Here is a 12,103-nt window from a genome sequence, read left to right as displayed (position 1 = left end):
TCAACAATCTGGCCCTTTTCATGAAGAAAGACGCTTTCCTTATTTCAGAAAAGCGCCCGATTGTTGAAGATCGTTATAAAGTAAAGCACCCGATAGTTCAATAAAATTTTTACCACTTGAAATGTTAGGAATGCCCTTACCGAGCTCACATATTTATTTTTTTTAGTTGGTTGCTTTCAATAATAGGATTAGAATAACCGTTTCTGGCTACCTCAATCATGACTTTTCCCAATTGTTCAGATGTAATGACACTGTTCAATTTCAATAGTAATGAATTCAAAGGCTTCATTACATCATAAAGTAATTGGTACAATTTTGTTTTTGATTTCACACCATGCAATGGAATGATGACACTTGGACGAAACATATAAGCCGCCTTAAATGGAAGTTGCAATAAAACATTCTCGGTTTTTCCTTTTACTCTTGCCCACATAGATCGCCCTTTTTCGGAACTGTCTGTCCCACTTCCTGAAACATAAATAAATGTGAGTTGAGGATTCAATCTTGCTAAAGTTTTTGCAACAGATATCGTAATATCATACGTTATTCTTGTATATTCCTCCTCCTTCATACCCGTAGAAGATACTCCAAGGCAGAAAAAGCAAGCATCAAATCCTGATATTTGATTTTCTATTGACGATAAATCAGTTAAATCATTAAGCTCAATTTCATTTAGCTTTTTATGTTGCTGACCTGTACGATTTCGACCAATCGTAAGGATTTCCTTAACTTTTTCATCCAATAAACATTCCCGCAATACACTTTGACCAACCATACCAGTAGCCCCAAATATAATAACCTTCATTTATTTTGGTCTCCCTTCTAAAAAACCCTCATTAAATTGGCTAATAAAAAACGGGCTATTTTATTTCGTCAGTGCTCTTGCATTAAATTTGCTCCGAATGAATCCCGTACTGGGTGTCAATGAAGCGAATGTAGAGGTTGCGAACTTTGAATTTCCAGCTGCCGTTTTCTTTGACAAAGCTGTCATTGTAGCGAATGGCGACGTTCATCAGGCTATTTTGTCCATCGACCTCGCGCTCGTGATAAGCCAGTGTATAGACCTCAGCGCGGGCACTCTCGCCGTCCTCAGCCACGTCTATCATCGCCTGCCCGTTAAAATGAAAGGTCGTGCGATAAGTGTTGAGATTGTCAAAAACGGTAAGCAGCTCCTCGCGCGTCGTGAAGCTCTGCACGGGCTGCGCTTCATTACCTGCTACGAAAACGTTGAACACCGAATCTTTGGAAAATAAATCCGCTTGTTTCTCTGCTTGACGCGTGTCCGCATAATGTGCGTACAAGTCGATGGTACGACGAATAGCTTTTTCAGTCTGGTATAAATCGTTCATGATTTTTCTCCTTTGGTTGTTTCGTTGTTTTTTTGTTTTTCTTGAGATTTTAGCATTCTTCTGTCCACCATTGACATTAAAGTAATGACCTTATTTCCCTAAAATAACCACACAGTTTTGACCAATTTGTGGGATAATGCACAAATTGTATTCAAATGTAAGTTCGTACTACTTTATTGATTAAGAAGCTCAGCTAACTTCCGTCTGATAGTTTCTGCATCCTCGTAACCAAGGGACTCGGACAGGTCACGATAGGCGTTGATCTGTTGTTGAAGTTCAGCGATTTTCTGCTCTGCACCAGCGACTGCATCTGCACCAGCCAGAAAACGAAACGGTGGTTCATCTTGACTTGCGATGGTGATTAGGGCCTTTGCAAGTTTGGAAGGATCTCCTGTTTGATTACCTTTTTGTGATTCCCAGAAAACTTGAGATTGTGCACTACGCTCTGCGTAGTCATCAATTGACAACTCGTGCCATGTTGTTGTTTCTGCCCCCAAAAATTCGGAAAGGAACATACCTGGTTCTACGACGGTTGTTTTAATGCCAAATGGAGCAACTTCGTAACGCAACGACTCCATCCAACCCTCAACACCGAACTTCGAAGCAGTGTAAGCAGAACTGTACTCGGATCCGATCAATCCTGCTAGAGAAGAGATTGTAATAACGTGTCCAGAACGAGCCTTACGCATCTCAGGCAACACAGCACGGGTGACGTTCATCGGTCCAAAGAGATTGGTCGTGATTTGAAGTTCGATCTGCTGTGGGGTCATTTCCTCAAAGAATCCAGCATAGAAGTTTGCAGCGTTGTTGACCAATACGTCAATGCGTCCAAATCGGTCAACTGCCAACTTGACGGCAGCTTCGGCATCTGTTGGGTTAGTAATATCCAGTTTCACGATTAGTAGATTTTCGGCATCACCAAGAGCTTTGGCTACCTTATCGGTATTACGACCAGTGGCAACAACTTGATAACCTTCGGCAAGGGCAGCTTTTGCAAACTCCACGCCCATTCCACGTCCAGCACCTGTAATAAACCAAACTTTTTTATTGTCAGTCATAATTATTTCCCCCTAGATTCATTTTTGATTTTATTTTTTTTGTTGGGAGCAATATCTCCAAACATTTCTTGCCCTGGTAAGTTCTTTTGGATTTTTCGCTATATTCCCCCTTCTTTCATTTTTCTAATTACAAAAGGCAGTCAAATTTGACATGTCGAAGGAATATACATTGATGCGGTATCGCACATCTGTGTATAATATAAAATGAAAACAGGATGTCTGCAATAATCAAATGGATACGTTTTGTACCTTATCGCACAAGCAGATTAAAATTGTGCAGTTATTTTAAGAAAGTATGGTGATTACTATAATGTCAATGATGGATAGAAGAATGTTGAAATCTCAAGAAGCAATAAAAAACGCTTTTATTGAACTAATGTCTGAAAAAAATTTTGATAAAATTACAATTCAAGAAATTTCTGATAAGGCAAACGTTGGGCGAAGGACTTTCTATGACCACTACATGGATAAATATGACCTTCTGGATAAGATCACCGAAGAACATATCAACGAAGTGAGGAGACACTGCGAGTCTGCATCTAATTTGACTTTTAAAGATGCGAATCTCACTTTATACGAATACCTTAAAAGTAATTATTCATTCTTTTCGACTATGTTAGCAAGCAGTGGCGCTCCTTATTTTCGCAGTCGCTTCCTTGAGTTTGTCATAGAAGAGTTAAAGGGGGATGTAGATATAACTCAAGGAATAAATAAAGGATTAAGTAAAGATGTTATTCTTAAATTTTTTGGAACAGCTATTGTTGGAATGATGGAAACGTATTTTACGAATGAAATACCAGAACCACCTCAAGTGATAGCCGAACAAGTGGGGATTTTGTTGGATAGGAATCTTTAAACGATATTCTTACATGCATTCACAACCGGGAGGACAAATTCTTTTGATTACTGGCGGAAGAGGATGGTATCAAGAAGAAGGAAAGCCTGCACAAGAATTTACATCCAAGAGATGTAGTAGAAATAGCTACGAACGTTAAACACTGGCATGGTACTGCAGTGGACAGCTGGTTTGTTCTTCTTACAATTGAAGGAGATGTTACAGCAGGCCCTTCCGTATAGATAGAACTAGTAACAGACGAAGAATATAATAAGTTACAATAATATGTAGTTTATTAAGTATAGGGTGCAGTTCATACTGTACCCTCCTTATTTTTCCTGCTTTCGCTAACCTGTCCCTTTAGTTTAAGTACATTTTTTCACAATCCCCTCTAAAATATCCATTTATTTTGAAAATGAGTTACTCAACAATATGGCCCTTTCATGAAGAAGGACGCTTTTCTTATTTCAGAAAAGCGCCCGATTGCTGAATAGTGGTAAATGAAAAAACAAGTAACGCTTGGTCATTTAAGCATTTTCCTTTTTGATTTACTTTTGATTACCAATGGTATTAAAAATTCTTGAGTAAACATCCAAAATGTTTACTTCATTAACTGTATTATTGTAAAGACCGTATCCCCAATATGTTCCATTCTCACCATCATGATAATATCCAGCCGCATAGTCTCCTGATTTTGTATCAGGGAATTCTTCATAATCCGTTTCCTCATCCACGAAAGGTACATATGATTTTTTCGACTCAATAAAGAAAAATGGAATACTAGAATTTTTGTAGATTTTAGCATAAAGGGCTTTAGCTACTTCAGATAAATACTCCTTCATAATAAAGACCGCATTATATTTAGAGGATAGATTTTCTTGCCTTAAATCCTTTATTTCAATACTTTTAAAAACGATGTTTTGTTCACGAACTTTCGGTGTTTTACCAACGACACCGATGATCAATTTCTTACCTTCATATAATGGGCTATCCTTAACTTCATTTTTATCATTACTACACGCCGTTAAAATAGACAAAGCAAGCAATAAGAACAGTATGATTTTCTTTTTCATTTAATCCTCTCCATGTTAACGTCAGGAAAATTCAATTTTTATATAACGATTTTTCCTTCTTAAAAGTTACGGAAAGCATGAAAAATTCATGCCCCTTTTCATGCCCCTTTATTAAAGAAATGCGCCCGATTGTTTAAGTCTGATAAGTGCATAATCATCTAAAGTTTGCTCAGTGCATAGCTGTTGCCAATTAACTAACCAGTTATTTTTGTCTGTTATTCTTAACCATCTGATATGCGGTAAATGGAAGGGATACTAATAGCAAAGAACTAAAGATAAGAATAGGTATACTATTTAAAAAGATTCCCACTGATGCCATTAAACCTGATAAGCTGATTGTGAGTATTATAGTTACTAACAACATCCTTTGTCTTTTATTCATCATCACACCTCCACCATTAAATACTAAAGCATCAGTTATATATACGGCATCTCCGCTAACTGTAAAACCCGCCAGACCAGCGACACATCCTAGGCAACTTGCCCCTCACAGCTTATTTTATAAAGATTTCTCTCCCCTGTCCAAGAACAGTTATTCAACAAAATGGCCCTTTAATGGAATAATCGAATCACTTGTAGCCTTGCTTTTAGAAGGCTGAGACCATCTTTTAATATAGTTAAAGATAAGGAAAATAACACCGTGCTACCACACCGTGTAATTTTTTTATCGAATCAAGTAGCATGCACCTTTGAATGCGGAACGCTGCAAGTCATTCGAATGCTACAGACATTGCAGGAAACCCACCTGCAATCACCGCATCACCGTAAACTCCCTCCCAAGTACAGTCGGGAGATCATTTCCGAATCACTTGCAGCTGCTTTCGGAAGGCTGAATCCATCTTTGAATAAAGTTAAAGACAACGAGAGTGCATCTCTGAATATAGACGGCAATCACACCCCCAATCTTTTTCGGGAAGAACGCCCGAAAATGCGTCATTGTTCCCTCCCCCACAAAAGATGGGCCACTTTTTTTTTGCGCAAAAATACGATTTTATCAAAGTTATATCCTTATATTCTGGAATACTATAAGTGAAATTGAAGCTTTGATAAAATTGGTTTTAAAAACATCGCAAATAGCGAAAAAGAAGAAATAACATGACTAGACTCTGATTCATTTCGACATAAAGATCTGTCATCCTTCAAAATACCTAATAACTTCACACTATCGTCAAATATTGTAGGTATAAATGTTTATATCATATTTAATTAAGTATTATGAAAATTGGTAACTTATACACTACTGGGGAATCCCCCCATATCCTACAATTGAATTTAATAGGGTAGAGGAGGGATTTAATGGGAAAGAAAGCGTTTTCTCTAGTAACCACTTTAGTAATAACGATTGCATTAACTCTATCATCTGTGAATTATACAAATGCGGAAACAGTAGCAGCAAAGAAGAATCAAGAAATAAACTCATTGGTAAATGTAAAATCAGAAGCGAAATATTCTTACAAGGATGCCATCCGCGAGACCGTTTTTGTACAATCAAGCCTTGACACGGATGGAAACGGGGTTCCTGATCGAATTGCTGTAGACATCATCCGGCCGAAAGAATCCGACACAGGGCTGAAGGTACCTGTGATTATGGATGCCAGCCCCTATTATGAAAGCTTAGGTAGAGGCAATGAAAGTGAAGTAAAGGGCAAAGATAAAGACGGGAATATTGAGAAGTTTCCGCTTTATTATGATAATTATTTTGTTCCAAGAGGATATGCAGTTGTCTTGCCGGATATGGTAGGAACCAACCAATCGGATGGCTGTCCAACTACCGGCGGTTATGAGGAAATTGAGAGTATTAAAGTTGTGATCGATTGGCTCAATGGAAGGGCAAAGGCAGTTGATAAAAATAATAACGAGGTAAAGGCATCGTGGACAACCGGTAATGTGGGGATGATTGGTAAATCATATGATGGTACATTAGCAAATGGTGTGGCAGCTACAGGAGTAGAAGGCTTAAAAACAATCGTTCCGATTGGTGCGATTAGCAATTGGTATAATTATTACCGCTATGCAGGGCTTACATACTATAATAATGGACCTGGTGGATTAGCAAGCAGGGTCGTTAACAGTTCCCGGAAAGCAACTTGTCAGCATGTGTTCGATCGCGTAAATAAAGAGGCAGATGACGCCACTGGTGACTACAATGATTTTTGGAATGAAAGAAACTATGTGAAAGATATCAAAAAGGTGAAAGCCAGTGTCTTTGCCATCCACGGTTTAAATGACTTAAACGTGAAGATGAACCATTTCAATGACTGGTGGGAAGTACTAAATAAAGAGAATGTCCCTCGTAAGCTTTGGCTTACACAAACGGGCCACGTGGATCCATTTGATTTCCGCAGAGCAGAGTGGGTAGATACGCTGCATCGCTGGTTTGATTATTGGCTACTAGGCTTGCAAAATGGCATCATGGATGAACCTGCTGTCGATATAGAAAGAGCAGCGGATGTTTGGGAAAACCATGCATCATGGCCGGATAAAAATGTTAAATCAACTAAAATTCGCTTTGCACCTGGGGAAAACGAAAATTCACCTGGAGTTTTAACAACTGGTCCGGTAAAAGGAAACTTTACTCAAACCTTTACAGACAATCCGAGGCAAACAGAAACGGCGATGGTCACAAATGAAATGACCGTAAAAAGCGACCGTTTAGTATTCCTATCAGAACCATTAAGCGAGGATGCCCGCATGAGCGGTGTACCGGAAATTTCGCTTCGAGCAACAGTAGATAAGGATAATTCCAATTTGTCTGTGATGATTGTGGATTATGGAATGGACACTAGGGTAAATCATACGGGAAGTGGAGAAGGAATCAGAACATTAACTACAAAAACCTGCTGGGGAGAAAGTACGGAGGCAGATAGCGCCTGTTATAGAGAAACAGAGAAGACGTTCCGTACAGCACCATATGAAATTGTCTCTAGAGGCTGGTTTGATCCGCAAAATTGGAAATCACTTTTACAAACAGATCCTTTAAATCCAGGAAAAAACTACAAATTTGAGTGGGGCGCATTGCCACATGACTACGTCTTTAAGAAAGGCCATCGCATCGGAGTCATTATTGCAGGAAGCTCATATCAGAGGACCATTCCTTCCGCAACTGGGGCCACCTTCAATGTCCATCTTGGCCAAAGCGTTATAAACCTGCCAATCGTTGAAGGCAAAAAAGGCGTTAATTTTTAATAGTAAGCTGTGCCGTCAATTCCACAAATGATTAACTGAACGTTAGATTTGTTCCTATGTAAATCAGTATCCCATTGAAGGCTCCTGGGTTTTAACATTACTTACTACTCACCTATCTGTCTAAAAAAGAGGTAGTACCCAATGGGTATTACCTCTTTAACTATTATTCTTTTTTTTCCATTACCAGGGCCATCGCGGCGAGGAACATAATTATACAAATATCTGTTGGATATTTATTCAAGAATATGGACCTTAAATGGAAAATGAGCGCTTAGCCTTATTCTTCAAGGATAGCGCCCTTTAGCTGAAGAAGGTGTTACATTTTAATTCCCGTTTAATTGCTTTAACCACTCTATATACCAATCTTGAGGTAACTTTACTTTTGAGAAGTCTAAGTTATGGGAGAGTTTCAGGAACTAGCAATGGTTATGGTAGAAATCTTCTAATGAAACACACTGTAATTGAATCTTAATTTTATAAGAATGGACTTATTGGATATCGTTAATGAAAGCACCTAACGGCTGCAACATTACAATTATTCAAAGAATAATCTCTTCTTTAGTAACCTATTTAAGAGTATCATTACATATTTGAAATGGCTTCACGTGTTGTCCATGTAGCGCTACTAAAAGCTCGGTAGTTCGTAACAGCAGCATGAAAATCGTTTTCACTAATCGTGGCCGTTGCATCGTAAACAACAGCTGTCTTGAAGCCATTTTCGATTAAATCTCTCATATGCGATTCAACACATACGTTTGATAATACTCCAGCCAAAATTACTTGTTCTTTTCTACGTTGCCTTAGTTGATAGACCAGATCATTCGTCTGAGGACTAGCCACTTTGTGCGGTGTTGCAATGACGGTTTTTTTGTCCCAGATATACGGAGCTAAAGTTGGAACATAATCGGCTTCCGGAGTTGGAGGACTATACTGATTTAATTTCTGATAAACACGCAAACTAATCAACATCTCTTGTTCGTTCCCTGTAAATTGCCAATCATAGTCATGTGGATATAAAAAGTGCGGGGAAACAAAGAGCTGATAACCTGTCTTCCATCAGGTGTATTAGAATATAACTCCCGCGCATTTTGGGTCTGGGGATGTGATGTTACGCTTTTTGCATCCTATAAAGAGACAAGCACTGTATTGTTGTGCATGGCTACCGCCTAAGAGCATATGCACTGCTATTCCAGATACTTTTCTCTTTTTATTCAACTAACAAGCAGGAGGATTATTGAAGAAGGAGAAAATAAAAAAAGGAATAGATGTCATTTTTAGAATATTATGGTAACATCGAGGTTAAACAACCATAAAATGATAGGAGGGAATTTTTTACTAATGAGAAAATTATTGGTTTTCCCAATAGTATTGGTTATGTTTCTCTTAGTCGCTTGGCAAAATGAAAATACAATCATGGATGCTTTAAATAAAATACATAAAGAAAAAGGCTTCTTTGAAGTTCTAGATGTGATTGAAACAGTTAAAATAGACGAAGATAGAACTCTTGTACTTTATACGGAGAAAGTAAAGGGGCAGGAAGAGCTTTTTATTGCTTATGTAGTAAGCAATAATAAAAATTGGAAAGTTACAAGTGCACTCACTTTGGGAGTGCTATCAGAAGATGTATTTAAGACATATATAGAAACTGATTTTATTGCTGCTGGGCTTCAAACAGGAGTAAGTCAGCAATTAATAGATAATAATGGCAAGGTTCGCATTGTTGAATTAGAAAACAGTCAATATAAATTTCGGATTGCGGTTAAATAGAGATCATCGAAAGATGGTCTTTTTTTATTTGTTAACGCTATCTAAATTTTAAGTTGATTTTTTCGGAGTATAAAGATTAGGGGAAGAATCGCGCCCGATTGTTTGGTATAATTCTTCACAAAAATCTAGGAAGTAACCAATACACAATAAGGAAGAGACTCACGATCCCCCAAACCGTTGTTCCCACTACCCTCCAAACTATGGATTGGGTAGCTGAACTTTGATGGACCTCATTTTCCATATTTCTTGTTATAAAAGCAAGAACAACAAATCCGATTATGATGAACCCAACAGCTATCCAAGATAATAAATCCACTTTTTATCCCCCTTTGTTGTGAATTACCTTCTAATCCTGCTACGTAGTTCAAATGCATTCCTTCACAATTTTTATACGTTTCTTAGTGCAAAAAGTTTCGAAACACTTAATCAACAATCTGGCCCTAAAATGGAAAATGAGCGTTTATCCTTGTTCAAGGAAAGCGACCTATAATTGAATAAAAATCAGTTTCTATTAGCGTTTTTAGGAATAAATAGGCATCCCTTTTTTAAAGTCAAATATTATGAGATGCATGTTCCATTTGTAACTGGCTCATCGGGTTTTAAAAGAACAACATCCCCCTCTTCCGGAACCCCCCCTATTACCAATACCTCAGATTTAAACCCTGCAATACGCATTGGAGGGATATTAACTACTCCTACCACCTGACGCCCACAAAGTTGTTCAGATGAATATCTTCGTGTAATTTGAGCCGAAGAATGTTTTATACCGATCTCTTCTCCAAAATCAATTTGTAGTTTTATAGCATGTTTTCTTGCTTCAGGAAAAGGTGTGGCGTTAATAACCGTGCCTACACGAATATCTAATTTAAAAAAGTCCTCAATTTTTGCCATAGAAATATAACCACCTTTTAATCATTTTTTTAATATTACTCTTTTCTGAACCATCTTAATCTTCTTTTGACCACTAGAATTTTTGGACGACCATATTAATATTCCGATTCCTAGCATTAAGAGGAAAATCCCAAACCAAGAAGTGATAGTTAAGTATTCATCTACTATTAAAACCCCTAATAATGCTGCTGTTAATGGTTCTGCTAACGTGAGCGTCAATGCATTGGATGATGAGACATGGATAAGTCCTTTGGCAAAAAGTAAATATGCGATCCCAGTCGCCACAATTCCAAGTTGAAGACTTACACTTACACCTCGGAAACTCATTATCCAAGACATATCAAAAATAAATAAAAACGGAGATAAAAAAATTGCACTAAGAGTGAAAATGACTGCTACTACTGATAAAGACGAATGGTTTACAACCAAATTTCTACTGATAATCGTATAACTTGCAAAGGATAACCCAGCCCCTAATGACATTAAGATTCCAACAGGATCTAAATATGCTGATTCTTTGTTACCAAAGAGCAATAGACAACCTAAGATAGATAAAAAAGTAGAATACCACCAAACTTTAGAAGGACGAATTTTAAAAAATAACCATTCTATGAGACCTGATAAAATCGGCGCACTCCCAATGGCTACTACTGTTCCAATGGCCACTCCTGTAATTGAAACTGCAGAGAAAAATAATGGTTGATACAATGCCATACTCAAAGAAGCTAATATTGTTGTCTTGACTGGCCAATTTGTAAAGTTGAATTTTCCTGTTATTAGAACAATTATGACTAAAAATATTCCTCCGACTGCTAAGCGAGTAGCCCCGATCGCAATCGGGTGTGCCGTTTCTGGTGCAAGTGCCTGTGTTGTACCCGTAGTCCCCCAAAGTATTGCGGCAAGTAATACTAAAAAAGGAGCTAATTTCTCCTTCATTTTGTTCACCTCAATAAAAAAAGATAAAAAGAAATATAAACTAATAATAGAAAATTCCATGAAAAATTTTCTATACCAAGTTTAATATACTTTTTATCTATTATTAAGAATTCTAAATTTTTGTGGAGGTAGCCCCTCACAACGGACAAACCATCTAGAAAACGACGAAGAATTCTCAAAACCTAATTCTTCACTAATCTTCGACATGGACCATCCTGTTGAAATCAAAAGTTGTTTGGCCTCATTCAAACGGAGTTCAGATATATAAACTTTTGGACTTTTACCAGTTTTATCCTTAAACCAAGCGGAATAATATACTGGATGGTAATGCTCTATCTTTGCTAAAGTTTCTAGTCTAATTGACTCTTTATAATGTTTATGAATGTATTCAATAGAAAGTGGCTTAGAAATTTGAAGTTTGCTGGTAACATATCTTGTCAAATCTACTAAGGAGGATGTGCTTTCCTGACTCTTCGCCTCTTCCAATAGCAAATATCGGATAGAATCCCATTGTTTATCCAACCGTATGTACATGTCACTCGTATTCTCTGGCAAATATTGTATTGGAATATCTAAAATTAAGAATTCATTTCTATCCATAGAACGGTAATTATGTTCTAACTTGGGAGGCATATAAAAACAATAAGCTGGGTTAAGATTGATTTCTTGCAACTTCGTTTGTATATCTAGGGAGCCTTTTAATGGAAATAGAAATTGTCCAAACTCATGTTGGTGAGAAGTAAACTCTCTAGTATAGGATCTTTTTTCACATGTTACGTGGTTTACAGTTTTCATTTTTCATCCCCTCACTATAAATTATATTATAGTCCTATAAATAGATGTAAGAATATTTTTCCTCCATTAAATGGCCCTTTTCATGAAGAAAGACACTTTCCTTATTTCAGAAAAGCGCCCTATAATTGAATACCTATATTATGATCTCAGTCAAAAAATTTCTTAATTCCTTTTTCATTATTTAATCATTTTCCACCCTTTTTGGTGTATTAA

13 protein-coding genes are annotated in these 12,103 nt (G+C 37.3%); 3 read left to right on the top strand and 10 right to left on the bottom strand.

Annotated features, from left to right (window positions below):
* Positions 1 to 145: 145 nt before the first annotated feature.
* From V7122_RS25265 to V7122_RS25255, 3 genes are all read right to left on the bottom strand, one after another.
* Positions 146 to 805: an NAD-dependent epimerase/dehydratase family protein gene (locus V7122_RS25265; RefSeq protein ID WP_335530002.1), complete on the bottom strand. Its 660-nt coding sequence runs from the start codon at positions 803 to 805 to the stop codon at positions 146 to 148.
* An 82-nt stretch (positions 806 to 887) separates the two neighbouring features.
* Positions 888 to 1,349 carry a nuclear transport factor 2 family protein gene (locus V7122_RS25260; RefSeq protein ID WP_335529999.1) on the bottom strand — a complete coding sequence of 154 codons (462 nt, stop codon included), beginning with the start codon at positions 1,347 to 1,349 and terminating at the stop codon, positions 888 to 890.
* A 173-nt stretch (positions 1,350 to 1,522) separates the two neighbouring features.
* On the bottom strand, positions 1,523 to 2,407 hold the full coding sequence (locus V7122_RS25255) for an SDR family NAD(P)-dependent oxidoreductase (protein ID WP_335529997.1): 885 nt from the start codon (positions 2,405 to 2,407) through the stop codon (positions 1,523 to 1,525).
* Positions 2,408 to 2,717: 310 nt separating this feature from the next.
* Between V7122_RS25255 and V7122_RS25250 the strand changes: the two genes are divergently transcribed.
* Entirely contained in the window at positions 2,718 to 3,263 is a 546-nt protein-coding gene (locus V7122_RS25250) for a TetR/AcrR family transcriptional regulator (protein WP_335529995.1), read from the top strand.
* Between the two features lie 527 nt (positions 3,264 to 3,790).
* Here the strand turns inward: V7122_RS25250 and V7122_RS25245 are convergent.
* Together V7122_RS25245 and V7122_RS25240 are read right to left on the bottom strand one after the other, a co-directional pair.
* Positions 3,791 to 4,315 (bottom strand): hypothetical protein, encoded by a 525-nt coding sequence (locus tag V7122_RS25245; protein ID WP_335529992.1) that lies wholly within the window; start codon positions 4,313 to 4,315, stop codon positions 3,791 to 3,793.
* 805 nt (positions 4,316 to 5,120) lie between these two features.
* Complete coding sequence (locus V7122_RS25240; RefSeq protein WP_335347746.1) at positions 5,121 to 5,252, bottom strand: hypothetical protein; 132 nt, start codon at positions 5,250 to 5,252, stop codon at positions 5,121 to 5,123.
* A gap of 359 nt (positions 5,253 to 5,611) precedes the next feature.
* Here V7122_RS25240 and V7122_RS25235 point away from each other — a divergent pair, with 359 nt between their 5' ends.
* A complete protein-coding gene (locus V7122_RS25235; RefSeq protein ID WP_335529989.1) occupies positions 5,612 to 7,501 on the top strand; it encodes a Xaa-Pro dipeptidyl-peptidase in 1,890 nt (629 codons plus the stop codon).
* Positions 7,502 to 8,083: 582 nt separating this feature from the next.
* Here the strand turns inward: V7122_RS25235 and V7122_RS25230 are convergent.
* Positions 8,084 to 8,470 carry an isochorismatase family protein gene (locus tag V7122_RS25230; protein WP_335529986.1) on the bottom strand — a complete coding sequence of 129 codons (387 nt, stop codon included), beginning with the start codon at positions 8,468 to 8,470 and terminating at the stop codon, positions 8,084 to 8,086.
* 369 nt (positions 8,471 to 8,839) lie between these two features.
* Between V7122_RS25230 and V7122_RS25225 the strand changes: the two genes are divergently transcribed.
* Positions 8,840 to 9,268 carry a hypothetical protein gene (locus tag V7122_RS25225; RefSeq protein ID WP_335529983.1) on the top strand — a complete coding sequence of 143 codons (429 nt, stop codon included), beginning with the start codon at positions 8,840 to 8,842 and terminating at the stop codon, positions 9,266 to 9,268.
* A 115-nt stretch (positions 9,269 to 9,383) separates the two neighbouring features.
* Here the strand turns inward: V7122_RS25225 and V7122_RS25220 are convergent, their stop codons facing one another.
* From V7122_RS25220 to V7122_RS25205, 4 genes are all read right to left on the bottom strand, one after another.
* Positions 9,384 to 9,584 (bottom strand): phosphate starvation-inducible protein PhoH, encoded by a 201-nt coding sequence (locus V7122_RS25220; RefSeq protein WP_335529980.1) that lies wholly within the window; start codon positions 9,582 to 9,584, stop codon positions 9,384 to 9,386.
* A gap of 242 nt (positions 9,585 to 9,826) precedes the next feature.
* Positions 9,827 to 10,159, bottom strand: coding sequence for a chaperone CsaA (csaA, locus tag V7122_RS25215; RefSeq protein ID WP_335529976.1), 333 nt, complete (start codon positions 10,157 to 10,159; stop codon positions 9,827 to 9,829).
* A gap of 21 nt (positions 10,160 to 10,180) precedes the next feature.
* Entirely contained in the window at positions 10,181 to 11,095 is a 915-nt protein-coding gene (locus tag V7122_RS25210) for a DMT family transporter (RefSeq protein WP_335529974.1), read from the bottom strand.
* Between the two features lie 93 nt (positions 11,096 to 11,188).
* Positions 11,189 to 11,890 carry an AraC family transcriptional regulator gene (locus V7122_RS25205; RefSeq protein WP_335529973.1) on the bottom strand — a complete coding sequence of 234 codons (702 nt, stop codon included), beginning with the start codon at positions 11,888 to 11,890 and terminating at the stop codon, positions 11,189 to 11,191.
* Positions 11,891 to 12,103: the final 213 nt, after the last annotated feature.

The sequence above is a fragment of the Bacillus sp. JJ1532 genome (assembly GCF_036965085.1).
GTDB lineage: Bacteria > Bacillota > Bacilli > Bacillales > Cytobacillaceae > Cytobacillus.
The sequence above is the reverse complement of the archived record's forward strand: the minus strand, read 5'-3'. Positions and strand labels throughout refer to the sequence as shown.